Annotated in this window: 21 protein-coding genes; 17 read left to right on the top strand and 4 right to left on the bottom strand. The window is 43.7% G+C overall.

From position 1 onward, the window contains the following. Positions 1-809: 809 nt before the first annotated feature. The 4 genes from thrS (at position 810) to rnr (ending at position 7,273) form a co-directional block, all read left to right on the top strand. The gene (gene thrS, locus B2575_RS10140; protein WP_087815146.1) at positions 810-2,744 is read left to right on the top strand and encodes a threonine--tRNA ligase; all 1,935 of its coding nucleotides are present in this window, start codon (positions 810-812) and stop codon (positions 2,742-2,744) included. 23 nt (positions 2,745-2,767) lie between these two features. Beyond that, on the top strand, positions 2,768-3,271 hold the full coding sequence (gene infC / locus B2575_RS10135; RefSeq protein WP_045447656.1) for a translation initiation factor IF-3: 504 nt from the start codon (positions 2,768-2,770) through the stop codon (positions 3,269-3,271). A 321-nt stretch (positions 3,272-3,592) separates the two neighbouring features. Beyond that, complete coding sequence (locus B2575_RS10130) at positions 3,593-4,837, top strand: toxic anion resistance protein (protein ID WP_045453830.1); 1,245 nt, start codon at positions 3,593-3,595, stop codon at positions 4,835-4,837. A gap of 141 nt (positions 4,838-4,978) precedes the next feature. Further along, positions 4,979-7,273, top strand: a complete 2,295-nt coding sequence (rnr, locus tag B2575_RS10125) for a ribonuclease R (RefSeq protein WP_296241796.1) — start codon at positions 4,979-4,981, stop codon at positions 7,271-7,273. Positions 7,274-7,360: 87 nt separating this feature from the next. Here the strand turns inward: rnr and B2575_RS10120 are convergent, their stop codons facing one another. The 3 genes from B2575_RS10120 to hisA form a co-directional block, all read right to left on the bottom strand. After that, positions 7,361-7,663 carry a hypothetical protein gene (locus B2575_RS10120; RefSeq protein ID WP_296241795.1) on the bottom strand — a complete coding sequence of 101 codons (303 nt, stop codon included), beginning with the start codon at positions 7,661-7,663 and terminating at the stop codon, positions 7,361-7,363. 82 nt (positions 7,664-7,745) lie between these two features. Next, the gene (locus B2575_RS10115) at positions 7,746-9,383 is read right to left on the bottom strand and encodes a mechanosensitive ion channel domain-containing protein (protein WP_296241791.1); all 1,638 of its coding nucleotides are present in this window, start codon (positions 9,381-9,383) and stop codon (positions 7,746-7,748) included. A 63-nt stretch (positions 9,384-9,446) separates the two neighbouring features. Further along, positions 9,447-10,184 carry a 1-(5-phosphoribosyl)-5-[(5-phosphoribosylamino)methylideneamino]imidazole-4-carboxamide isomerase gene (gene hisA / locus B2575_RS10110; RefSeq protein WP_045447648.1) on the bottom strand — a complete coding sequence of 246 codons (738 nt, stop codon included), beginning with the start codon at positions 10,182-10,184 and terminating at the stop codon, positions 9,447-9,449. Between the two features lie 1,113 nt (positions 10,185-11,297). Here hisA and B2575_RS10105 point away from each other — a divergent pair. The 13 genes from B2575_RS10105 (at position 11,298) to B2575_RS10045 (ending at position 26,090) form a co-directional block, all read left to right on the top strand. Continuing rightward, on the top strand, positions 11,298-12,650 hold the full coding sequence (locus B2575_RS10105) for a Na(+)-translocating NADH-quinone reductase subunit A (RefSeq protein WP_296241787.1): 1,353 nt from the start codon (positions 11,298-11,300) through the stop codon (positions 12,648-12,650). Between the two features lie 5 nt (positions 12,651-12,655). Further along, a complete protein-coding gene (locus tag B2575_RS10100) occupies positions 12,656-13,891 on the top strand; it encodes an NADH:ubiquinone reductase (Na(+)-transporting) subunit B (protein WP_055125672.1) in 1,236 nt (411 codons plus the stop codon). Continuing rightward, entirely contained in the window at positions 13,872-14,777 is a 906-nt protein-coding gene (locus B2575_RS10095) for a Na(+)-translocating NADH-quinone reductase subunit C (protein ID WP_045453837.1), read from the top strand. The genes B2575_RS10100 and B2575_RS10095 overlap by 20 nt, the downstream gene beginning before the upstream one ends. A 1-nt stretch (position 14,778) precedes the next feature. Further along, a complete protein-coding gene (locus tag B2575_RS10090; protein ID WP_055125671.1) occupies positions 14,779-15,450 on the top strand; it encodes an NADH:ubiquinone reductase (Na(+)-transporting) subunit D in 672 nt (223 codons plus the stop codon). Beyond that, entirely contained in the window at positions 15,450-16,058 is a 609-nt protein-coding gene (gene nqrE / locus B2575_RS10085) for an NADH:ubiquinone reductase (Na(+)-transporting) subunit E (protein ID WP_011281361.1), read from the top strand. Before B2575_RS10090 ends, nqrE begins: the two co-directional genes overlap by 1 nt. 123 nt (positions 16,059-16,181) lie before the next feature. Continuing rightward, complete coding sequence (gene nqrF, locus B2575_RS10080) at positions 16,182-17,417, top strand: NADH:ubiquinone reductase (Na(+)-transporting) subunit F (protein WP_045447641.1); 1,236 nt, start codon at positions 16,182-16,184, stop codon at positions 17,415-17,417. Between the two features lie 190 nt (positions 17,418-17,607). Continuing rightward, complete coding sequence (locus B2575_RS10075) at positions 17,608-18,408, top strand: SDR family NAD(P)-dependent oxidoreductase (RefSeq protein ID WP_296241780.1); 801 nt, start codon at positions 17,608-17,610, stop codon at positions 18,406-18,408. Between the two features lie 141 nt (positions 18,409-18,549). Further along, the gene (locus B2575_RS10070) at positions 18,550-19,680 is read left to right on the top strand and encodes an FAD:protein FMN transferase (RefSeq protein WP_296241778.1); all 1,131 of its coding nucleotides are present in this window, start codon (positions 18,550-18,552) and stop codon (positions 19,678-19,680) included. 153 nt (positions 19,681-19,833) lie between these two features. Further along, positions 19,834-20,079, top strand: coding sequence for a (Na+)-NQR maturation NqrM (nqrM, locus tag B2575_RS10065; RefSeq protein WP_045447638.1), 246 nt, complete (start codon positions 19,834-19,836; stop codon positions 20,077-20,079). Between the two features lie 433 nt (positions 20,080-20,512). Further along, a complete protein-coding gene (locus B2575_RS10060; RefSeq protein ID WP_296241777.1) occupies positions 20,513-21,781 on the top strand; it encodes a CynX/NimT family MFS transporter in 1,269 nt (422 codons plus the stop codon). Between the two features lie 87 nt (positions 21,782-21,868). Further along, positions 21,869-22,693, top strand: a complete 825-nt coding sequence (locus B2575_RS10055) for an arylesterase (protein ID WP_296241776.1) — start codon at positions 21,869-21,871, stop codon at positions 22,691-22,693. Positions 22,694-22,705: 12 nt separating this feature from the next. Then, on the top strand, positions 22,706-23,425 hold the full coding sequence (locus tag B2575_RS10050; RefSeq protein ID WP_201501664.1) for an ABC transporter ATP-binding protein: 720 nt from the start codon (positions 22,706-22,708) through the stop codon (positions 23,423-23,425). A gap of 19 nt (positions 23,426-23,444) precedes the next feature. Continuing rightward, positions 23,445-26,090 carry an ABC transporter permease gene (locus B2575_RS10045; protein ID WP_296241773.1) on the top strand — a complete coding sequence of 882 codons (2,646 nt, stop codon included), beginning with the start codon at positions 23,445-23,447 and terminating at the stop codon, positions 26,088-26,090. A gap of 217 nt (positions 26,091-26,307) precedes the next feature. On the opposite strand, the gene B2575_RS10040 is transcribed toward B2575_RS10045, so the two are convergent. Beyond that, positions 26,308-26,805 carry a hypothetical protein gene (locus tag B2575_RS10040; protein WP_296241797.1) on the bottom strand — a complete coding sequence of 166 codons (498 nt, stop codon included), beginning with the start codon at positions 26,803-26,805 and terminating at the stop codon, positions 26,308-26,310. Positions 26,806-26,828: the final 23 nt, after the last annotated feature.

Here is a 26,828-nt window from a genome sequence, read left to right as displayed (position 1 = left end):
TTAAATAGTGCTCAATCACTGTCGCCCAGTAACTGATATATAGGGTAATTCTCTTGCTGTTTAGTCTCAAACCCTTTCAGGTCAAGCTATCTAGCGAGCCGACTATCTTATCATAATGATAAGATTTGTCAAGCTTTTTTATGTTTTGTCTTAGCTTGGTAATCTAAGTAATAAGTTGGTTAACTTACTGCTTAGCTTCCTTTGCTGTGGGGCGTATTATATAGATTCTGACGAGAGTGTCAACCGCTTTATCAGAGGTTTTTGAGTTTATTTGATAAGACTTTTAATAATGCATAGTTTTCAATGGGTTAAGATTAATATTCATTTAATTCCCTTAAATAATAACTCATCTTTAAACAGTATCTATCGATATTCATTAATTGTCATCTATAGCGTTGCCATTAAGAACTTACTTTAAGCTAAAATTTTGAGGCTCTATACTTAATACTTACTTTTTGGCATATTTATCTGCTTATTGATAATTGCCTTCGCTGTGTCCTTAGCTAACTATGATTTACACTTCTTGATATTCGCATAGATAGCATCTATATATAGATGCTCACCTAATCCCTTACTATCTAGTGTTGATACACAGTTTTTGCTATAATAGCTGACTTTATAATATTGCTTAATGGCATTTCTTATTAGCCTTGATTGTTCAACGGTTGATTGTTTAAAATTTTGCCTTTAAGTGATATCTATCTCTTATAACATATCATAGCAGTTGGATATAATTGACGCAGTCTTGCGGTTATATGATTGATGGTTGCAATCATCACTGCCAACGGACGCAAAAAGGTGAATAGATTATGGTAGCGATTACTTTACCCGATGGTAGCGTAAAAAACTTCGAAGGTAGTACCACCGTCATGGAAGTGGCACAAAGCATTGGTGCAGGATTGGCTAAAGCGACGGTTGCCGGACGTGTAGATGGTCATCTAGTTGATGCGCACGACCCTATCGCTCATGATGCTAAGGTTGAAATCGTGACACCAAAAGATGATGACGGTGTCGATATCATTCGCCATTCTTGTGCTCATCTATTAGGTCATGCCGTTAAGCAGTTATATCCTGATGTAAAAATGGTGATTGGCCCCGTTATCGATGATGGTTTTTATTATGACATCTATAGCGAAACGCCATTTACGCCTGAGCATATGGCAGCCATTGAAAAACGCATGATGGAACTCATCAAGCAAGATTATGACGTTATCAAAAAAATAACGCCACGCGATGAAGTCATTAAAATCTTTGAAGAACGTGGTGAAGACTATAAGCTTAAGCTGATTAACGATATGCCAGGCGAAGAAGCGTTTGGTCTCTATCATCATCAAGAATATGTCGATATGTGCCGTGGTCCACACGTGCCGAACACCAGATTTTTAAAAGTATTCAAACTGACCAAAATGTCTGGTGCATATTGGCGCGGTGATGCCAAGAACGAGCAACTGCAACGTATCTATGGTACAGCATGGGCGGATAAAAAAGATTTAAAAGCCTATATTCAGCGTATCGAAGAAGCTGAAAAACGTGACCATCGTAAAATTGGTAAAGCGTTAAATCTGTTCCATATGCAAGAGCAAGCGCCAGGTATGGTGTTTTGGCATGCGAATGGTTGGACGATATATCAAGTACTTGAGCAGTATATGCGTAAAGTACAGCACGATAACGGTTATGAAGAAATTAAAACACCGCAAATCGTCGATCGTAGTTTGTGGGAGCGTTCGGGACATTGGGGTAACTATGCGACTAACATGTTTACGACTGCCAGCGAAAATCGTGATTATGCAGTAAAACCAATGAACTGCCCGTGCCACGTGCAAGTCTTTAACCAAGGTCTAAAATCTTACCGTGACTTACCATTACGTATGGCAGAGTTTGGCTCATGCCATCGAAACGAGCCATCAGGTTCGCTACATGGTTTGATGCGTGTACGCGGTTTTACCCAAGATGATGCACATATCTTCTGTACACAGTCGCAAATCCAGCAAGAAGTCGCTGACTTTATTAAACTAACCCTTGCCGTCTATGAAGACTTTGGTTTTGACAATATCATTATGAAACTCTCGACTCGCCCTGAAAAACGGGTTGGTAGTGATGAGTCTTGGGATTTTGCAGAGAAAGCTTTGGCCGATGCATTAGATAGCTCAGGTCTTGATTGGGCTTATCTGCCAGGTGAAGGTGCATTCTATGGTCCGAAGATTGAATTTAGTTTGAAAGATTCTTTAGGTCGCGTCTGGCAGTGCGGTACGATTCAGGTTGACCCAAACATGCCTGAGCGCCTTGATGCCGAATTCGTCAATGAGCAAAACGAGCGCGAAGTACCTATTATGTTGCACCGTGCCATCTTAGGTTCATTCGAGCGCTTCATTGGTATTTTGATTGAAAACTATGCCGGTTGGATGCCTGTTTGGCTAGCGCCGCAGCAAGTGGTGGTGATGAATATCACTGATAAACAGGCAGATGCTTGTGAAAATGTGGTCAGCGAACTCAAAAAGTCAGGTTTGCGAGCTATTAGTGACTTGCGTAACGAAAAGATTGGATTTAAGATACGAGAGAAAACATTAGAACGCGTTCCCTATATGCTAGTATTAGGGGATAAAGAAGTCGAATCGGGCAGTGTCAATGTCCGTACTCGTGAAGGTGAAAACCTTGGCGTGATGAGTGTTCCAGAATTTATTACATTAGTACAGACCGCTGTCAGCGACAAAGGCCGACAGACCCCAAAAACAGATGAGGAGTAATACCTATTAAACAGTCAAACCGTTTGAACATCAACGAAGATATCACAGCCAAAGAAGTCCGTCTCGTTAAAGAAGACGGCGAACAGATGGGCGTGGTCGATATCGAAACCGCGATGAAAGCGGCACGTGAGGACAGTCTAGATTTGGTCGAATTGGTTCCTGAAGCCAAACCGCCAGTATGCAAAATCATGGATTATAAGCATTTCCTCTATGATCAAAAGCAAAAAGCGAAAGAAGCTAAAAAGAACCAAAAGCAAACTCAGCTAAAAGAGATGAAGCTGCGTCCTAGTACTGAAGAAGCTGATTATCAGGTTAAACTGAAAAAAATCGTCAGCTTTTTGGAAGACCAAGACAAAGTTAAAATCAGTATTCGCTTTCGTGGCCGTGAAATGGCGCACCAAGAGATTGGTCGCAAGCAGCTAGATCGTATTATCGAAGATACTGCTGAGATTGCTAACGTTGAGCAATATCCTAAGATGGAAGGTCGTCAGATGGGTATGCTGCTTGGGCCAACTAAGAAAAAGTAATCTGTTTATTAGATGGCTGTTAGTCAATATAGATATGTATAACCTTAACCATCAATATACCGCGGGATATTGATGGTTTTTTATTGTGTGCATAGATACATATCTCTTTTAAATATGTTTAGTCAGATATAATTGGCTGACTCTATTTTACAAAACCTACCTTCTCAACCATTTGATTACGCGGTAATCTAAAGGTCTGTTTTATATTTGCTAATCAGCATTTATTTAAAATTTCTAGTAAGTGTATAAAAATAACGTATATCACGACCATCAGAGTCGTTGACAAAAACACTACTTTTATCCAATATTGAAGGAAATTTCATGCAAGAATTGACCCCACCAGAAAATGCAACGACGCCAAGTATTTCTCTAACCGCGCCTGAACCTGTGAGAGAAATACAAAAAAGCGAAGCAGATCAAATGGTCAAATTGGATGACAGCCAAATCCCAGAGCTTGATGCCAAGGTCGATGCCTTTGTTGATCATGTGATTAACAATTCTGTGCACAGTGCTGAATTTCAGCAAAATGTGCAATCGATTCATAATCTCGGTACCAAAGAGATTCGTGAATCAGCCCAAGTGTCTAATCGTATGCTCGATTTACCCGCCAAAAGTCTCAATGACAGCTTGTTTGATAATTCCCCTATCGCCAAGTCATTGACTGAATTGCGCGGCATCGTCGAAGATTTAGATCCCAGTAAAAAAGAGCTGACCAGCTCACGTAAGTTATTCGGTCTCATCCCTTTTGGCAATAAAGTACAGGATTACTTCCGTCAATACGAGTCAGCGCAATCGCATATTAATGCAGTGGTTACCAGTCTATATAATGGTAAGGATGAGCTGCTCAAAGACAATGCGATGATTGAGCAAGAAAAAGTCAATATGTGGGAGCTGATGCAATCGATTCGCCAATACGTTTATGTCGGCAAAAAAATTGATGAGCAGTTAGAACAAAAGGTTTATGCGATAGAAGCGACCGATCCCGAAAAAGCACGCATTATTAAAGAAGAGATGTTGTTTTATGTGCGTCAAAAAAACACCGACTTTTTAACCCAGTTAGCCGTGAATGTGCAAGGATATTTAGCGCTCGATACCATTCGCCGCAATAACTTAGAATTGATAAAAGGCGTTGATCGAGCCACCACAACCACCGTATCTGCACTACGGACAGCGGTCGTGGTTGCACAAGCAATGACCAATCAAAAACTGGTACTTGATCAAATTACTGCTTTAAATAAAACCACCAGTAGCTTGATTGAATCGACCTCAGCGATGCTAAAACGCCAGTCAGGTGAAATCCATGAGCAAGCAACCAGTAGCAGCATTGAGCTTGATAAATTACAAAACGCTTTCAATAACGTCTATGATACGATGGATATGATTAGCAATTATAAAATTGAAGCGCTAGAGAACATGAAACAGACGGTCAATACTTTGACTACTGAAGTCGATAAGGCTCAGAAATACTTGGATAAGTCTAATCAAACAACAGTATTAGAAGTGTCGAAAGAGATAGACAGTAAAAAGATAACCAATAGATCAAGTACAGTCGATATCGACATTTGATTCGTTTTAATAGTTGTTGCCTATTAAAGGTGGCCACTTCCTGCTACCAAATACACTTAAGACAATTGACGCAAGATATTGCAACGTCGTTCGTGTTAAGATAGCCATTATTAATAATTTTAAAAATAGATACGGTAATTTATGAGTTGGAACGATCCAAACGCCTCAAGTGAGGCAAAAAGATATGACAATCCTATCCCTAGTCGCGAACTGATACTCAGTACGATTAATGAGCATGGTGAAGTCACGCATCAACAATTGGCAAAAGCCTTTAATATTGATGACCCAGACCAGTTTGACGCTTTAGGCAATCGCCTAAAAGCCATGGCACGCGATGGACAAGTAAACCGCGACGGTCGTCCTTATCGCTATCGCACGGTGACCAAGCAAGATGTCGTCAGAGGTACAGTGTCTGCACATCCTAAAGGCTTTGGCTTTGTATTATTAAGCGATATGCCAGATTTGTTTTTGCATGAAAAGCAAATGCGCTGGGTTTTCAACGGTGACACCGTAGATGCAGTGGGTACATCGACAGACAATCGTGGGCGCACAGAAGGACGTATCGTTGATGTCGTTGAACGTCGCCAAAATAACTTCATTGGTACATTAGCGCGTGATGAAGATGGCTACTGTGTCGAGCTTGGTAGTCCAAATAATCACCAGCCGATTACCGTTACTGAAGAAAATGTACAAGCGATGAATGCCAAGCAAGGCTCTCCTGTTAAGGTTGATGTTATTGATTGGCCAAATCAGCATGAATTTGCGACGGGTAAAATCACTGAAGTACTGTCTGACGACAATGATCGCGAACTGATTATTGAGACCACCTTACTCAATTATGACATCCCATCAGATTTTAGCGAAGCAGCACTGAAGCAAGCCAACGATTATCAAGAGCCGACTGAAAAAGATTTAAAAGGTCGTACAGATTTGCGTGATTTGCCATTGGTGACTATCGATGGTGAAGATGCACGTGATTTTGATGATGCCGTATTTGCCGAAAAACGCTCTGGTGGCAACTATCGTGTCTTAGTTGCGATTGCGGATGTCAGTTATTACGTTACACCAAACTCGCCACTTGATAAAGATGCCTACGAGCGCGGTACGTCCGTATACTTTCCACATCGTGTGATTCCAATGTTGCCTGAAGTGCTCTCTAATGGTCTGTGTTCATTGAATCCTGACCGTGATCGTCTTTGTATGGTCGCTGATATCAAAATATCACGAGCAGGCAAAGTGACTGGTTATGAGTTCTATCCTGCTGTCATGCACTCACAAGCACGTTTAACATATAATCAAGTAAACGCTTATCTTGAGAACCCAGAAGATAAGAGCGTACCTACCTCACTCACGGGTAATAAAGACGTCAAAAAATCTGTCGATACCTTACATCAATTGTACGAGCTACTGCTTAAAAAGCGTGAAGAGCGTCATGCAATGGAGTTTGAAACAGTTGAGACCTACATTAAGTTCAATGAGAAAGGTGGTATCGAAGCAATCCTACCGCGTACTCGCGGTGATGCTCAAAAACTCATTGAAGAATGTATGCTGCTGGCCAATACTTGTGCAGCAAACTTTGCACTCAAGCATGAGCTTCCTGTCTTATATCGTAACCATGACAAACCTGATGGCGAAAAATCAATGCGTATTCACGAATACGCAAAGAATTTTGGTTTAAGCTTTCCAGAAGAAAATCCAACGCAAGCCGATTATCAGCGCATTATTGAAGCCACCAAAGACAGACCCGATGCAATTAGTATCCACAGCATGCTGTTGCGCTCAATGATGCAAGCAAACTATGCACCTGACAATATCGGTCACTTTGGCTTAGCTTATGACGAATATAGCCACTTCACCTCGCCGATTCGTCGTTACCCTGATTTGATGCTGCATCGTGCCATCAAAGCAAAAGTGACCAATACTCAGCAGCCAGTGATGGACTTTTCTCTTGAAGCGGCTGGCACGCAAACCTCAGATACCGAGCGCCGTGCCGAAAAAGCCTCACGCTATGTAGAGTCTTGGCTCAAGTGTCACTATATGAAAGATCATGTTGGTGAAGAGTTCGAAGGTGTGGTCACTACAGTCACAAGCTTCGGTTTGTTTGTTACCTTGACTGACTTATATATCGATGGTTTGGTTCATATCTCCAATGTCGGTGATGACTTCTTTGTTTACGATGAACAGCAACAACAGCTAATCGGTAAAGATAAAGGGACATTGTTCGGACTAGGTGATTTGGTTAAGGTCAAGGTCGCTGGCGTCAATATGGATCTGCTACAAATTGACTTTGATTTAAAAGCTAAATTGCAATCTAGTGAAATGAATCAAACGAAGAGCGCGCCTTCTAAAAAAAGTACTGATAAGAAAAGTACTGATAGAAGAGGCCCCGCTAAAAAGACTGGCAGCCGTAGTAAAAGCGCAAGTAAGAAAAGCTAGTGTTAGCAAACGCTTCAAATAATAAAAAGGCCAACGTCATCGTTGGCCTTTTTTGTGCGTGGTATTTTATAACGACTACTTAAATCATTATTGCGCATTACTCATCTGGTCTAGACGTTCCTTGTCTACTTCCTGAGCCTGATCTATTTTCGCGGTAGCATTATCGAGAATGGCTTTAGGCTGTTTGCCAAGTGGCTGGCTCGCGACATCTACCGAGCCACTTTCTACATCATCAGTATTTGGTAACGCTGTATCGGAAGATTGCTCAGATCCTGCATCACTTATGACTACTTCTCTATCTTTCTCACGTTGATTGCCATTAATGAGGTTAAAACCTAGTAACGCAACCATGCCCACTAGGGCGAATATAATCAAGTGTTTCATTTGCATAAAAAATGTCTCGTATTTGAATGATAATCAGATATACGTTTCGTTGCATTTTTTATGCCTAGTTTTTGGCAGGTTTTGCAAATTATTCTTGCGGGCTATTATTATTCAATAAATCAGTCTCGTCAGAGCTTTCTGCAATTTCCTGTTCAACCTTTTCCATGAGTTTGTCGTCGGGACGGGCGTTAAGCACCTCATCAGCATTACGACCTTGTAAAATCAATTTGGCACGAGCCTTTGCTTGTTTTTTGTCCTTATCATCAACACTATTATCTTCATTCTGGTTTTCATCAGTCACTTTGGGCGTGATTGGCGTAATTGTCATGTCTGACTTAGCACTATCAGTGTTAGCCTGCATATTCTCAAATGCTTTTTCTAAGTTACTATTGAATCGTAAACGATAAATCGGTTCAGGCAAGCTGAAGCCTTCATTTTCTAACGCATGCTTGGTCTCACGAATGGCAATACTGCGTGCTTTTGAGAAGTCCGTGTCTGATTGATCTACCCAAATTTGAAATTCCAAAATGATATTAGAGTCGCCAACATTGGTAATGACAGCCACAGCTTTTGGTTCATCTAAAACGAATGCTAATGTATGTATTGCATCCAATCCGACTTTGATAGCCGCTAATGGATCATCATTGGCATCAACGCCTAACTCAAAGGTAAATCGACGTTCTGGATTTTTGGTGTAATTTAAAATCGTTGCTTTAAATACTTCAGCATTGGGAATGCGCAACTGGTTACCATCTAAAGTCATCAGAATAGTCGCACGTGAGGTTAGCCGTACTACAATCCCCTCTTGATTATTAATTAAAATATGATCACGTGCGCGAAATGGTTGGCGAATACTGAGCATGAGCGAGGCAATGTAATTCTCAATAGTGTCTTTGACCGCAAAACCAACGGCAATACCGATAACGCCTGCACCGCCAAGCAAAGTGCCTAAGATGGTTTCGGCGCCTATCAAACTCAGCGCAAGAATCAAACCAAAAATAATAAAAATAACTTTAACGGTTTGTGACAGCAATTCGGCGACAAACGGATTGGGCGTGAGCCGTTGCCACATTTTTTTGCGATTAGACAGCCAACTGCCAAACCATGTCACCAATGCAAATAGGACAATGCCGACCAATAGGAGTGGCAAGGCTTTGACTAGATTTTTGGCTTGTGCTTTAAGACCTTGATAAACGGTAGTAACATTGTCTTGAACATCAAGCGTGCGATCAATCCGATCTTCGACGGTGACCACATCTGTCAGACGGTTGGTCAAATTGATGGCTTGTTGCGCTTTTTTCTCGTTCGGCGTCTCTCCGGTTAAGGTGACAACACCTTGCGTAACGCTGACATTGACGGCCTGCAGACCTTCTATTTCAGAAAAAATACCCTGAATACGTTGACGAATGTCATTGTCTTTTTGCGGAGTAGGAGTGGTTTCGATTTGCGCATTATTGGTGCTCTCACCACTGATTATGGGCGGTGGTGCTGGCTCAGGTATGACCACTGGAGATGCTGAAGCTCCCTCTTCTGATGTCGCATCAAGTAAAGGTTTATCAGCTTCCGGGTTTTCTGCTGTGTCTACCCCCAATGCAGAGGTGATACCAGTCACCTCTTCACCAGCCGCATACACTGGAAAGGTAAAAAAGATGCTTAGTAACAACAGCATTTGACCCCGCGCTTTTATAAAATCGCGCATCGTTGAACGGTCAAAGTCAGTGTTCATAAGCATCCTTTGCTTTTTATAGATTTTCGTACTCATCTTTCTTTACTAAATTTTCAATAATCATTAACTGTCTAAATAAACTTGTGCCTCGCCTAAGTTTAACGTGCCTTCATAGATTGCGCGACCAGTAATGATACCTTCAATACAATCGCCATAAGGTTTCAGCAGTTCGATATCTTTCATATTGGTCACGCCGCCTGAAGCAATCACAGGCAAGCCGCCTTCACGTGCCAAATTGACAGTTTGTTCAACGTTGACGCCTTGCATCATGCCATCACGGTTGATATCGGTGTAGACAATCGACGATACGCCGACATCAGCAAAGCGCTTTGCAAGCTCGGTCGCCTTGGTATCCGTCACATTTGCCCAACCATGAGTCGCGACCATGCCGTCTTTAGCATCGATACCTACAATGATATGACCCGGAAATTCGCGGCAAGCTTCTGCGACAAACTCCGGATCTTCGACCGCTTTTGTACCAATGATGATATAAGTCAAACCAGCCGTAATATATTGCTCAATGGTGTTCATATTGCGCACACCGCCGCCCAACTGAATAGGCAGATTCGGGTAAGCTTTAGTAATATCATTCACCACTTGTCTATGAACGGGTACGCCGTCAAATGCCCCATTCAAATCAACCAAATGCAGTCGACGTGCACCTTCCTCTACCCAGCGTGCTGCCATGGCCACTGGATCATTAGAAAAAACCGTATCATCCTCCATACGGCCTTGTTTTAAGCGGACACATTTACCATCTTTTAAATCAATAGCTGGGATAATGACAGGCACAGCACACATATAGCATTCCTTATAAAGCACAACAATAAATATATTTAGAAAAGTAAATTCAAAAATCAGAGTGTATTGAACGTTCAACACCCTCTAAACACGCATAAAAACATCAGTCAAAAGTGACTTAATATATAGACGAATCAAAAGCTATCCATGATAGATCCAAAATCCGCTTCGATAGATAGCAATGACAATAAAAAAACGGTCAATCATAACCATAAGTTTCAATACATTGAATCACTGGCAACATTAGATAAATTCAATTACTGACTGGCAATTTTAGGTCAATTTAGCGTATAATCCTAGGTAAATTTTTATTTGTTTCTATGTGATAGTAACCATGCGCTGCGCTTTTTATTGAGTCATTTATGGCTTAGTGTTGCATAGCGGTCAGGATGAGTCGAGCAGCAGCTAAGTGCATCTTTTTGATGTTGGCTGACATATTGCTAAGAAGGGTTATATTGGAAATTTCAACTGGTGGCCTCTAAACAGTCTACTCTACAGCACTAAACTCTAATGACGCCTCTTTCTTTTTTATAGTCTCTATCGTATCTCTATCACTAGCTAACTATTTTAGAACAGTCATTACTAGCTGTATAGCCGCTTATTGATGTGAGTGAAATCCACTTAATAATGGCTTCGCTAGTTTGTCTATCAACCAGTTTATCATCTATTTCGATAGATCATCTTTTGGCTATATTCTTATCTAATTGCGTATCTATTAACAAGATACCAAACCGATAAGGGTGGTCAATTGCGCTGGTGTTACAAGCTTTAATTTTCAATGAAACGTATGATAGAGCTATTGTCTACACAATCATTTTCGCTAAAGGCTTGAACGATTGCGTTTGATTTGATGGTTTTAACATACACCTTGGTAGCCAGTCGCCACTTTGGTCATTCGAATAAGACATTAACGTGTTGTTAAGGAGTCTAAGGTCAGCGTTAATACTCTTACTAGTAGTTATGATCATGCGTTATTTTTAGAGATCCTTTGTCACTATCCTACTATAGGAAGAGAGACGTGGGGGCTTTATTGAATGACGCAGATGTTCATGCTACCGATATACCAAACAGGACGTCTGGTATCGTTTTAGACTATGGACTAAGTTTTCGCTTATGATTACCATCAAAAAAGGTTTGGATTTGCCCATCACCGGTGAATCATCCCGCGAGATATCTGAGCACCAACCGACACATGTCGCCGTTATTGGCTATGATTATGTGGGCATGAAGCCCACGATGAATGTCAAAGAAGGTGATATCGTAGCAAAGGGTCAGCCCGTTTTTGAAGACAAAAAACGAGTTGGCGTTATCTATACTGCCCCTGCTGCTGGTAAAGTCGTCGCGATTAAACGCGGTGAACGTCGTGTGTTTGAGAGCCTTGTGATTGCGGTCGACCCAAACGGTGAAGAAGTAGACTTCGAGCGCTATGACTCCCAGCAACTTGCTGACCTAGACGCTGAAGTTGTTGAAACCCAACTGCTTGCCTCTGGTGAATGGACCGCGTTTCGCACGCGCCCTTATAGCCGTGCGCCAGAAATCGGTGCCCGTCCTCATGCTATTTTTGTCACCGCTATGGATACCAATCCATTAGCATTTGACCCAATGCTGCTGATTAGCGATCAGTTGCAAGCGTTCAATGACGGACTTGCTGTCTTATCGACACTCAGCCCCAAAACCTTTGTTTGCCATCACGGTGATTCCCAGTTGACGCCAGTTGCCAAAACGGCGGCTAATAATGTCACTGAGTATCATAGCTTTGCTGGTAAGCATCCTGCTGGTCTGGCTGGCACGCACATTCACTTTTTGCATCCAATCATGCGCGGCGTGACCGTATGGACGATTGGCTACCAAGACGTGATTGCGATTGGTAAGCTATTCACTAGCGGTCGCTTGTATACGCGCCGTATCATTAGTTTGGCAGGTCCTGCGGTCACCAAGCCACGTTTGGTGGCTACTGAGCGCGGTGCTGATATCGCTGCTCTGACCAAAGGACAGCTGGCGGCTGGCGAAAACCGTATTATTTCTGGTTCGGTATTGTCAGGTCGTAAAGTGTTTGGCAATACGGCTTATCTTGGTCGTTTTCATAACCAAATCAGTGTGCTGCCTGAAGGGCGTGAACGTCCAGCGTTCCATTTCCTAAGTGTCGGCACCAACCGTTTCTCTAAGCTGCCTATTTATATTTCTAAGTTTTTTGGTAATAAGAAATATAACTTTACGACCACGAGTAATGGTTCACCTCGAGCGATGGTACCTATCGGGGTTTATGAAGAGGTCATGCCACAAGATTATCTGCCTACACAGTTACTACGTGCATTAATTGTCGAAGACATGATTAGCGCCGTAGATTTGGGCGTGCTCGAATTGGACGAAGAAGATTTAGCATTATGCACCTTCGTATCTCCTGGCAAATATGAATTCGGTGATATTTTGCGTGATAACTTGACGCGCATTGAGCTGGAGGGCTAACCACGATGAAATTTTTACACAATATGTTCGATCGTATGGAGCCGTCTTTCACCAAGGGTGGCAAACACGAAAAATACTATGCTATCTTTGAGATGTTTGATACGTTTTTGCGTCAACCAAGCTCAACCACATACTCAGCATCACACGTACGCGACGGTATCGACCTAAAGCGTATTATGATTACCGTATGGTTATGTACTTTCCCAGCCATGTTTTGGGGTATGTACAACATCGGTCATCAAGCATTGACTGCTATCGCAACCCTTGGTTTGCAGCCTGAAGGCTGGCGTACCGTTATCACCAGTATGGCAGGCTATAACCCAGACAGTATCTGGGCAAGCTTTGTTTACGGGGCGATGCAATTTTTACCGATTTATATCGTCACCTTTGCGGTCGGTATTCTCTGTGAGATTATCTTTGCTGTAGTGCGCGGCCATGAAGTCAACGAAGGTTTCTTTGTGACCTCAGTGCTGTTTGCGCTTTGTTTACCACCAGATATCCCTTTATGGCAAGTTGCCCTCGGTATTATCTTTGGTGTCGTAGTCGCAAAAGAAGTGTTCGGTGGTACGGGTAAAAACTTCCTAAACCCTGCCCTATCGGGTCGCGCATTCTTATACTTTGCTTACCCTGCTTATATGTCTGGTGACTCAGTATGGACGGCGGTCGATGGTTTCTCTGGTGCGACGCCACTTGGTCTTGCCGCGTTAGGCGTAGTTCCTCAGGACTTCGTCGACGTCTATGGTAATGCCATCACTTGGGGTGATGCGTTTTTAGGTAATATGCAAGGCAGTATCGGTGAAGTATCAACACTGGCTATCCTAATGGGTGCCGTTGTTCTACTTTGGACGCGTATTGCTTCATGGCGTATTATGGCAGGTTGTGTAGTAGGTCTGATTGCTACTTCTCTTGTCTTTAATATGATTGGTTCTGAAGACAATATGATGATGAACCTGCCGTTTTATTGGCATTTAGTGATCGGCGGCTTCGCCTTTGGTGCCGTATTTATGGCAACCGATCCTGTATCAGCTGCGCATACCAATAAAGGCCGCTGGGCTTATGGTATCTTGATTGGTTTTATGACGGTATTGATTCGCGTCGTGAATCCAGCTTTCCCAGAAGGCATCATGCTGGCCATTTTATTCGCCAACTTATTTGCTCCATTGTTTGATTACTTTGTGACCCAAGCAAACATCAAACGCCAAACAGCTCGGAGGGTTCGTTATGTCCAAGCCCAAAAGTAATAATGCGAAAACCATCAGTGTGGCATTGACGCTATGCTTGGTGTGTTCCGTCTTAGTTTCAGCAGTAGCGGTTGGTCTAAAACCTGCTCAAATTGAAAACGCACGCTTAGACCGTAACAAAAACATCTTGGTCGCCGCTGGCATGTACGATGCCGAGTCTGATACAGCAGATGATGTTGCTGAACGTTTTAAAGATTTCGATGTCGAAATTATTGACTTAAGTAAAGGCAGCTACGTTGATGATGAAGCGCTAAAAGCCGCTGGCATCCCTGATCGTAATGCTTATGACGCAAGCCAAGCGACTAAGAATAAAGCACTGAGTGAAGATTTAGGCAACAATGACCCTGCTGGTATTGGTCGTAAACCCAAATATGCCAAAGTCTATGTTAAAAAAGATGACGCAGGCAAACCTGAAATGGTTGTTTTGCCGATTCAAGGCTATGGACTATGGGGCACTATCTATGGTTTCTTAACCCTTGAAAGCGATATGAATACCATCAAAGGTATCAGCTTTTATGAGCATAAAGAAACCCCAGGTCTGGGTGCTCGTATCGAAGAGCCAGAGTGGCGTGCGAAGTGGAGCGGTATCCACTCATATGACGAAAACGGTAATGTTGCCACGGGTGTGACCAAAGCGGGTACACCGAAAGAGAACTGGGTCGATGGTATCAGTGGTGCAACCTTGACCGGTCGCGGTGTCAGTAACATGATTCAGTTTTGGTTGGGTGAGCAAGGTTATAAGCCTTATTTAGATACGCTACGTAAAGAGAGTGGTCAAGCAATTGATAATGCGGCAGATACACAAGCTACGCAATCAACGCTGAGCGCTCAACCTGAAACCGAACTGGCAGCCAAACGACCAGTAGCAAACGGCAAGGAGGCATAACATGGCTGACACTAAAAGTATTTTAACCTCGCCTATTTTTGATAATAACCCCATTGCCCTACAGATTCTTGGTATCTGTTCGGCGCTGGCTGTCACCACAAGCATGGCCAATGCCATGGTAATGTGTGTGGCGTTGACCTTGGTCACGGCGTTTTCAAGCTTCTTTATCTCGATCATTCGTAAGCAAATTCCTTCAAGCATTCGTATTATCGTACAGATGACTATTATTGCTTCCTTGGTTATCTTGGTGGATCAGGTGCTAAAAGCTGTCGCTTATGATGTGAGTAAAGGCTTGTCGGTCTTCGTTGGTTTGATTATCACCAACTGTATCGTGATGGGTCGTGCCGAAGCATTTGCCATGAGCAATCCACCAGTGCCAAGCTTTTTAGATGGTATTGGTAATGGTCTTGGCTATTCTGCGGTTTTGCTGTTTGTTGCGACTATCCGTGAGCTACTTGGCTCAGGTACGTGGTTTGGTATCACCATCCTACAGCCTGTCACTGATGGCGGTTGGTATATTCCAAACGGTCTATTACTGTTGCCACCGTCAGCATTCTTTATTATTGGTTTGTTCATTGCCATTATCCGTATCTGGAAACCTGAGCAGGTTGAAGATGCTGAATTTGTAATGAAGCCGCAGTCTAAAGGCATGGCACATGGAGGCGGTCACTAATGGGACATTATGTTAGTTTATTTATAACCTCAGTCTTTATTGAGAATATGGCGCTGGCCTATTTCTTAGGTATGTGTACTTTCTTGGCCGTATCAAAGAAGGTTTCAACCGCTATTGGTCTGGGTGTTGCCGTGGTCGTCGTGATGGCGATTACCGTACCGCTAAACAACTTACTCTTTCAGTTCATTCTAAAAGATGGTGCGCTGGCATGGGCAGGTTTCCCTGATATCGACTTAAGCTTTTTGGGCTTGCTCAGTTATATCGGCTTGATTGCTGCGACCGTACAGATTCTAGAGATGTTCCTCGATAAGTTCGTCCCTAGTCTGTATAACGCCCTTGGGGTGTTCTTGCCACTTATCACTGTAAACTGTGCCATCTTAGGTGGTGTACTGTTTATGGTTGAGCGTGACTATAATTTCGGCGAATCTGTCGTGTATGGTGTGGGCGCAGGCTTCGGTTGGGCATTGGCGATTACCGCATTGGCCGGTATCCGTGAAAAGTTAAAATACTCAGACATTCCAGCACCGCTGCGTGGTCTTGGTATTACCTTTATCACAGTTGGTCTGATGTCACTTGGCTTTATGTCTTTCGGCGGTATGTCAATTTAGACCGCTAAGCTTAACAGCCTATTTAGCGATTTGACCTATTTAATTCATTTATTCGGTAGGGGTTCAGGAAACACGTAATGACGTCTTTTCGCACCCCTACTCCATAGATTAAGGATACCTACCATGGATTACGCTACGGCGATTGGTGGCGTTGCTATGTTTACCTTGATCATCATGGGCCTCGTTGCCATTATTTTGGCGGCGCGCTCAAGACTGGTCAGTTCAGGCGATGTTACCATCCATATCAATGATAATCCCGATAATGACGTCGTGACCCCAGCAGGCGGTAAATTACTACAAACCCTTGCAAGCGAAGGTATTTTCTTATCTTCAGCCTGTGGTGGCGGTGGTACTTGTGCGCAGTGTCGTTGCCGCGTTATTGAAGGGGGCGGCTCTATCTTGCCCACCGAAGAAGGCTATTTTACTCAAGGCGAAATTCGCAATCACATGCGTTTGGCTTGTCAGGTAGCGGTTAAGCAAGACATGAAAATCGAGATTGACCCTGAGTTTTTTGATGTACAAAAGTGGGAATGTGAAGTTCTCTCTAATGATAACGTTGCTACCTTTATTAAAGAGCTGGTCCTTAAAATTCCAGATGGCGAAGAAGTGAACTTCCGTGCTGGTGGTTATGTACAGTTAGAGGCGCCACCGCATGAAGTGCATTATAAAGACTTTATCATTGACGAAGAATACCGCGAAGACTGGGAAAAATTTGGTATTTTCAACTATGTCTCAAAAGTTGATGAGCCAGTTATTCGTGCTTACTCGATGGCCAACTACCCTGAAGAAAAAGGCCTTATTAAGTTTAATATTCGTATCGCTAGTCCACCGCCACGCGGTCCTGACGGTATTCCACCAGGCAAAATGTCATCATGGGTATTTAGCCTAGTACCTGGCGATAAAGTAACGGTTTCGGGTCCTTATGGTGAATTCTTTGCCAAAGAGACTGACGCTGAAATGATTTTCGTTGGTGGTGGTGCTGGTATGGCACCGATGCGCTCGCACATCTTCGATCAGCTTAAACGCTTACATACTAAGCGTAAAATCAGCTTTTGGTATGGTGCACGCTCTATTCGTGAGATGTTCTATGTTGAAGATTATGATCAACTCGCAGAAGAGTTCGATAACTTTGAGTGGCATGTGGCTTTGTCTGATCCATTACCAGAAGACAATTGGGAAGGTCCAACCGGCTTTATCCATAATGTACTACTTGAAAACTATCTGAAAAACCATCCAAACCCAGAAGACTGTGAATACTACATGTGTGGGCCACCGATGATGAATGCAGCGGTCATCGACATGCTACACAGCTTGGGCGTGGAAGATGAAAACATCATGCTTGATGACTTCGGCGGTTAAGTGAGTAACTAAGCAAGTGGCTACGTAAAAAAGTATTCTAAAGTAATAAATAAAAAAGAGTCTCAATTGAGGCTCTTTTTTTGGCTTTGACTAAATGTAACCCTTGCATAATAAGCCTACAAATCTAAATGGCAGACCGCCTGGCCTCTACTATATGATTAATTATTTATTGCCTTAAGAAAGGATTCTTATGAAAACCAACATTAAAGATTTGACCATTTGGATTACTGGTGCTTCTAGTGGTATCGGCGCAGCATTATCTATCGCCTTTGCCAAACGTGGTGCCACCATTATTTTAAGTGGGCGTGATGAGGCAAAATTAGTAGCAGTCAAAAACCGCTGTAAAAATAGCAAAAATCATTTCATCATCCCTTTTGATATCACCGATGCTAAACAAGCAAAAGACGCGTATAAGACAGCTAAAGCTCAAGCCGGACAAATTGATTGGCTTATTAATAATGCTGGCATCAGTCAACGCTCGCTTATTATGGAAACCACTGAAGAAGTTGAGCGCCAAATTATGGAGATAGATTACTTTGCGCAGACACGTATTACCAGACTGGTATTGCCAGATATGGTCACACAAGGGGGCGGCAAAATTGTCATGGTATCCAGTGTGGCAGGTTTATTAGGCACGCAATATCGCGGCGCTTATGGAGCAGCCAAAGCCGCACTTCATATGTGGGCAAACAGTCTGCGTGCAGAACTGCATGAACAAGGCATAGAGGTGACGACGATATTCCCAGGATTTATTCAAACCAGTATTTCTATTAACGCCTTGACTGGTGATGGTAGCGCGCAAGGAACGATGGACGAGGCGACTAATAAAGGATTAACCGCAGCTACCTTTGCCAAACAAGTCATAAAAGCCCTGATTAAGGGTGAAGAATATATCATCGTGGCAGGTAATAAAGAAAAGCTGGCGACCACGGTCAATCGCCTATCGCCGCCAAAACTATATAAGCTCATCCGTGAATCAAAAGTAAAATAAATCTAGTCGTTTAAGCCACTAGGTCTTAAGTCGATGATTGGCGTTATGGGTGACAAGGGGTGTAAAATGGGCAACGCTAATAGAACGTGCCACTCACCTTTTGCCATAAAAGCCATTATGATTAACATGAGAAAACCAATAATGCAAAAATTATCCCCACTCTCATTGTCTAGAAAATCGATGAAAACTACCTTATTGCCCGTTATGGCTATCAGTGCTGTATTCAGTCTTAGTGCTTGCCAGCAAACACCAGATTATGATTATCTCAGCGGTGAGACCATGGGAACGAGCTACCATATCAGTTATCAGCTACCTGCGGATGCAGATGAAGCGGCCATCCAAGCGTCGATTGATAAGCGCTTGCAGCAAATCAATGACAGTATGTCTACCTATCAAGCAGACTCTACTATCTCTCAGTTCAACCAGTTAGGTAAAGACATCCCCCTCACTATCGATGCAGATTTTGCTCACGTGCTTGATGTGTCACGAATCGTCTATCAGCAATCTGGTGGCGCCTTTGATCCTACCGTCATGCCATTGGTAGAGACTTGGGGCTTTGGTAGCACCATGACCGTTGAGCGCTTGCAAAGTCCGCCAACAGCACTTGAGATTGCTCAAGCAAAAGCCTTGGTAGATTTTGAGAGCATTATACAAAAAGAGCAGAGCATTTATAAAACCAAAGACGGCGTCGGGCTTGATTTCTCAGCAGTTGCTAAAGGTTATGGCGTCGATGTGATTGCCGATGTGCTCAGAGATGACTATCAAATTCGCAACTACATGGTAGAGATAGGGGGTGAAATTGCAACCTCTGGGGTCAATAACCAACAGCAGCCGTGGCAAATTGCGATTGATGCGCCTATTGAGGACAGTACGGTCAGCGAGCGTCAGACAATATCAGCGATTCGTCAACCCATCAATACCGATAATCAGATGTATTTGGCAACTTCTGGCAACTATCGTAATTCCGTCATATTCGACGGTCAGCGCTACAGTCATACGATTGACCCAACCACTGGCAAGCCTATCGCGGGCGGCGCACCATCGGTAACCGTTGCAGCAGACTCAGTCGCACTGGCAGATGCGTGGGCAACCGCCCTCACTGCGATGCCTTATAAAAAAGCCCTTGCAACAGCCAAAGCACAAGATATAGCTGCCTTGTTTGTTGTTTTAGCTGATGAGGCAAAGGCGACGGGTTCTGATAAGAATACTGACCAGTGGCAAGTGGTACAAACACCAGCGATGCAAGCATTACGCGCTGACAAACAGCCTTAGAACTTAGTCATAATAGAACTTAGTCGCAATACTGTAAACGGCTCGATAACCATCAACGAGCCATACAAAAATTTGCTATACTGGTTTTGCTATACTATCAAGGTATTACCCTAGTAAATAGCCACACTATTTTTAAAAATCGAGGTTTCCTCTATGCTTAGTCAATTGCTTCCCATGCTTGCCATTACCTTTACCGTATTCGTCCTGTTCTTTATCTTTATGGGTATCGGTTATATGGTCAAAAAGAAGCCGCTTAGAGGATCTTGTGGCGGCGTTGCTAAACTAATGGGTGATGAAAATTGCTCGTTTTGTGGAAATGATCCCAATAAGTGTGATTCAATCGTGGCAGAACAGCAAGAAAACGCCCTTAAAGCCGCTCAGCTAGGCAAACCTGTATAAACTAAATTTTATAAATACCGCGTTTGTTACCATACGCTGGTAGTATTTACCTAACATCTGTTCTTATAATAGCGTCTAGTCCTTTGAAAGGGACTGGCGCTATTTTTGGTTGTGCCAGCCGCGACGTATCTAGTTAGCATCGCTTTAAGATATCTTGGATATAAATACGGCACGTGCAAGGCCTGTTAATAATAGTAGACTAAATAAATCTAATACCGTATCTAGTTGATATGCGATTGAAGATAAGCGCGCTTTCAAAATGGTTACTCATATATCTTGTATTCTGCAAGTAATCTCTAGTTCTAATTTACGATTCTAATTAATGATTTTAGTCACCGTCTAGGTGCGTTTTCTTTGGTGTTATTTACAAGCGACGATGCTTCGGCGCTGTTTAATGACGTGTCCTTTTTCTTATTCTAATAGTCGTGCTGCTATGTCTACCTCTACTGATTTGCCACCTGATGTGCCATTACAGTCTCATTCAGATACGCCGTCACCGTTTGAGCTGCCCTCCTCACGCTTCACTTTTTGGCTCATTTTATGTGCCATGATTTTGCTCGCCACCAATATGCGTGCGCCTATTGTTGCTCTCGGCTCTATTGCCCCTGTCGTACAAGATGCTCTCAATATCTCTGAGACGCAGATTGGTTGGCTAGGAGCAGTGCCCATGCTGACTTTTGCGGTGGGCGCACTGATCGCGCCAGCCATTGGTAAGCGTTTTGGGCTTGAGAATACACTCATTGCGATGATTGCATTATTAACCACTGGTATGATGATTCGTACCGTTATTCCCACTTGGTCTGGGTTTTTGATTGGTACGTTATTGTTGACGTTGGCTATCGGTTTTGCGAACACCTTAGCTGCCCCTGTTATTAAACAGCGTACGCCCCAGCATATTCCACTCATAACAGGGCTATTTAGTCTAACGATGACGGTAACGGCAGGCATCGTCGCCGGAGTCGTACTGCCATTATCTGAGCAAGTGGGCTGGCAATGGGCACTGGGTGGGTGGTCGCTATTGGGCATTTTTGCGATCGTTATTTGGATATTTTTGCGGTTGCGTCTGGGTTCGTCTAGTCATCAAGCAATTGTGCCACCTACCTCTGGAGCGTCTGACATCTCCATGTGGCGTACGCCTTTTGCTTGGCAAATTGCGGTATTTATGGGGCTGCAATCATTATTATTTTACACCGTTGCCAGTTTCTTACCTTCTATTTGGGTCAGCAAAGGGCTATCTGCAGTGCAAGCAGGACAAATGGCTTCAGTGTTTCAGTTTATGGCACCTGTCTCTATTTTGAGCCTGACGTGGCTGATCAATCGCGGCCGCCCTATTCAGGCGCTGGCGGTGTTTGCAGCGGTGCTGAATGTTATTGGTATTTTAGGAATCAATTATTTATCTACCGACCTCGCGTGGTTGTGGTCAGGTCTGATGGGCATTGGCTGCTCCGCTATTTTTACCTTGAGCATGATGCTGTTCTCCTTACGTACTTATACGACCAACCAATCTAGTGAGCTGTCTGGTATGGCGCAATTCGTCGGTTATTTGATTGCCTTTTTTGGTCCCTTAGGGACAGGTTGGCTACATGAAGCGACTGGCAGCTGGGATTTACCCCTATTCATTATGCTCATTTTGATGGTTATCAACGTCGTCATTGCTTGGGTAGTGAGTCGTCCAGTGATGGTCGATGGCAAAAAGCTTTAATATCAAAAACTACAGTAACCTTAGGATAATATTGGTGTCTGTCTTATTTTGCTACACTGGTTTGATTGCTTATAGGACAGAATAATCATGATGAATTTATCCATTCGTTTCGCTCGACACTTACCAACATTGGCTATTTTAACAGCCGTAATGGCGCTCGGTGGTTGCCAAAAACCATCTGAACCTAGCACCGATAATGGCATGCAAAACAGTACTCAAACTGCCGAACCTCAAACGACAAAATCTGAGCAACCGGCAACATCCACTGCACAGCAAGTGCCATTAACGATCTTGGCATTGGGCGACTCCCTGACAGAAGGTCTTGGGGTGGATAAAGATGACAACTATCCTGCTCAGTTAGAAGATCGTCTGCAAGCAATGGGTTACGACAATGCCAAAGTTATCAATTCAGGATTGAGCGGTGAAACCAGCACGGGATTGGTCAATCGCTTAGACTGGGTGTTGCAAACTAAGCCTGATGTGACGATTTTGACTATCGGTGCTAACGATGCCATACGCGGTATCGATGTGGCGACAGTTGAAGCCAATATTCGTACCGCGGTCAAACATCTAAAGGATAATGGCAGTATCGTCATTTTGGGCGGCATGCAAATCTATGACAACCTTGGCTCTGAGTATGTGAAGTCATTTGCAGCGATATATCCTCGCGTCGCCAAAGACATGAACGTGACGCTGATTCCTTTCTTCTTGGATGGTGTGGGCGGTGATCCTGCGCTCAATCAAGCCGATGCCATTCATCCGACTAAAGAAGGCTACGCAATTATCGTTAATGACAATATCTTGCCTATCCTAGCGCCTAAACTAGAAGCGCTAAAAATAGCCGATGCAGACAACGCAACTGAAAATGCTCAAGATGAAACGACAAAAAATACGATAAATGAGACTACTTAACGAGACACTGTAATGACATCATCACCTTCGATTGCCGCTTCAACGCCACAAGCAGATTATAAAAAAGAAGTCCTACTCACCGCCTCACAATTAAACAAGACCGTGCAAGTCGGCGAGCAAACCCTATCAATCATTAAAGATGTAGATATCTATGTCAATGCTGGCGAGTTTGTGGTCATTATGGGCAAATCAGGCTCAGGTAAATCCACCTTACTAGGATTACTGGCGGCGCTAGATTATCCAGACAGCGGTACGGTGTCGCTAGCAGGTCAAATGCTCAGTAGTCTTGACGAAGATGCTTTGGCGGTGATTCGTCAACGTGATATGGGCTTTGTCTTTCAGTCGTTTCACCTACTGCCAACCTTGACAGTAGCCGAGAACATCGCCTTTCCACTTGATATTGCCAGACGTCCAAACCCAGCACGAGTAGACGAGCTTATTGACGCCGTTGATTTGGGTCATCGACGTCATAGCTTGCCCAATCAGTTGTCAGGTGGTGAACAACAGCGCACAGCGGTGGCACGAGCGCTAGTATCGCATCCAAAAATCGTATTCGCTGATGAACCAACGGGCAACCTCGATGAGCAAAATGCAGATCAAGTCATGCAGTTGCTATTGGACTTACGCCAACAGGTTGGTTCAGCACTGGTGGTCGTGACCCATGACCCTGCACTTGCCGAGATGGCAGATCGCGTCATCACCATGCATGATGGTCGAATTGTACCTACATGAATAACTGGATTGTATCTTAATGAATCGTAAGCCCACAGACAATAAACCACCAGCTGATACAAAAAAGACTGATACCAGTATGCATCAAGCGTCCAGTTATCCTAGCGGCATTCTCAATCAACTATTTACCCGTACCTTAGGTTTTCAAACACTCGGCTCTCAAGCACTCAGCCGTAGTTGGTGGCAGCGCTGGATATATCCGGTATTGTTTCTGCTGACATTAACCTTATCGCTTGCAACTTACCTAACCCTCGATTCTGTGCAGCAGTCTGTCGATCGCTATATCAATGACAATCAGCGCGCCCTCGTTGGTGGGGATTTGATTCTAAACAGCAAGCAAGACTGGCCAAGTGAAGTATTGACGCAGGTAGAAACCATCCCCGATACGCAGACGGTGTATGACTATCAGTTTAGCGCCATGCTGGTCAATGATGAGCAAACTTTGCTTGCCAGCATTAAAGCGGTCTCGCCGTCGTATCCCTTATACGGCACAGCGGAGCTTGCCTCAGGACAGCCGCTGTGGGAGCAGCTAACCTCTGACAGTGTCATCGTCGCGCCAGAAGTGCTCAGTAGTCTACAGGCCAATGTCGGCGACCGCATTACCATTGGTGATGCGCAGTTCACAATAAGTGATGTACTGACCAAAGAACCTGATCGCCCGCTGACCACCTTTGGGTTTGGTGGGCGTGTCTTAATGCATCAAGACTCACTCGCAGCGACCAATCTGTTGGGTCAACGTAGCCGCATAAACTATCGTATTGAGATGGCAGGCGATCCCGAACTGATAACGACGCAGCGTGATGCGCTCACAGACATCCTGACCAACTATCCTGATATCGAGCTCTCTGACGCAGAGTCCGCAGACACTTCGGTCTCGCGTATCTCTGATAATGTACTGATGTTTTTAAAGTTACTGGTCATCGCAGTGTTGCTACTTTCTGCGGTCACCATGTACGGCGTCATTAGTGCGTTTGTCACCAAGCAGCAGTCTAGTAACGCGATTCGTTTGGCGTTAGGTGAACCGCTTGGCTCACTCAAGCGCAGCTACTATCAACTGCTTATCGTCACCACTGCCATTGCTTGTGTCGCCGCGATTATACTGAGTCTAGGTTTGCTTAAAATTGGTCAGCCGTATCTGGTGGCTATCTTGCCTGCCGATGTTGGGCTGTCCATCAATCCAATCAGTGCAATTAAGACTATTGTGATTGCCTTGGTTCTAACGTTGCTGATTGCGCAGCGTGGTTTGAGCGCGCTTAGCACGACTAAACCCGCTACCCTACTCAACCAAGGGGCAAGCACGCAAATACAAAATTTTCCTTGGTATCGACGCGTGCCGCTACTGTGGTATGGCTTGGTGCTGGCAGGGTTGTATGCCTTCTTTGCTTATGAAGTAGGTTCGCTGTCATTAGGGGCGCAGCTATTGGGCGGCTTGATTGGCTTTGTGGCGATATTTTGGCTATTGGCGCGTGGGTGGCTGTGGCTACTTAACAAGTTGGCGAGCAATACCAAGGTCAGTTGGATGCAGCGCATTGCTATTCATAACCTTGCGCGTAAAGGCAATCAATCAGCGTTGTTCTTTGTCACTTTATCGTTATCGGTGGCAGTACTGACGCTTATCACCACGCTCAATCACAGTATCAATGCGCAGTTTATCAATGCCTATCCTGAAGATGCGCCTAACTTATTTCTGCTGGATGTGCAGAGCGATCAACATGACGATATCAATGCGATCATTGAGGCGCCCGTCACCTATTATCCGGTCATTCGTGCCCGTGTGGAGACGGCCAATGATGTCCTAGCAAAAGATATCGAGCCTGAGGATGGGTTTGATGATCCTACACGTGTGTTTAATTTGAGCTACGCAGATACGGTCATGGAGACCGAATACATCACTGAATCACTCATGGATGACGCACTATACACTCCTATTGATTCAGCTAATGACCAAGTCAAACCCTTGTCTATTTTAGATACTGCCGCCAGTATGCTCAATGTCGGCATGGGTGATCAGGTACGATTTAATATTCAAGGTATCGAAATCATCGGGCAGATTACCAGTATTCGCACGCGCTATGAGCGTGGCCCAAGCCCGTATTTCTATTTCTTGTTTGAGCCGTCTGTCCTGTCCGCTGCGCCGCAGATTCAGTTTGCCACTGCCCACGTATCAGAAGATGCGATTCCAGAGCTACAAGGCAAACTGGTACGCCAATTCCCTGCTGTCACTACGATTGATGGCACTGCCATTGCCAAGCAAATCCAAGAACTGGTGGTACAAATGAGCCGCTTGGTCTATGTGTTCACCTTACTTGCCCTACTCACTGGCGTCATGGTGCTGATCAGCTCGCTACTGTCTACTTCGCAAGACCGTATGAAAGACAGCGCGTCATTTAGACTGCTCGGTATGCAAAAGCGCGATCTGTATATGCTCAATATATTAGAGTTGGGTGTACTTGGTATTAGCGCGGCGACCTTTGCCGTGATTATCGCCACTGGTGGTGCTTGGCTTGCCGTTACTCAATGGTTTAATTTACAGTTTAGTATGCCGTGGGCAAACTTAGGACTCGGCGGTATTGCGTTAGTGGCATTGCTGTTTGCTATTGCCATTATTTATGTGAGATTGGTGATTGGACGCGGGATTATGGCAAGGGTAAGGGCTATGATTTAGATTTGAAATTGATACTACTTTTGCTGCTATCTTGGCTGACACAGGGGCAGTCGACAAGGTTAGGGACGGTCTCTCCTGACTCAACGATACCTTCTTTACTAAGCGCCTGCAGCCCTGTGTCGTGCACCAAATATATCCACAAAAATCAAGGCTAGAGTTGACACCATACAGCTATAGAAACTAACCGTAATTTAAAATCTCAATTAAAGACTAATTTCTACAAAGATACCGTTATTACAGATTTATATTTCTTTCTTCCTTTCAGCTTATCGCTTTTTTCACTTAATATTTTGAAAGTATGATTAGCGATGCTTGCTGATAGGTCTTGAGTACCAACCTTTATCCCTTCAGCCTTTATTTCTTTAGCAGTAGCAAACTTATATTTATCTGAATCTTGCTCTATAAGACGTTTGAACAAACTCTCTTGATATGGAGTTAACCTTACTTCTACAATATCTGCTAATAATATTTCGAAAGGATGGAAAACAGTTTCGACAATACTAGTCATATGCCTTCCACAGTATTTATAGCTCAGATTACCGAAGCCTTGTTCATCTAATATTCCAGATGAAAAAATCTCTTCCTTGAACTCTCTAGATAAGTCACTAATATTTTCTCTATTAGGAGTTTTATCAAACCTTCTAACAAATTCTTTCAAGTTTTTATTTTTTATAAATAACCTATAATCTTTTTTTGTAATTTCATCTACAACAATATATAGTCAGTCTTTTATAAATA

This window comes from Psychrobacter sp. UBA6739 (assembly GCF_002453835.1).
Lineage (GTDB): Bacteria > Pseudomonadota > Gammaproteobacteria > Pseudomonadales > Moraxellaceae > Psychrobacter > Psychrobacter immobilis_A.
This window is presented reverse-complemented; position numbering and strand designations above follow the sequence as displayed.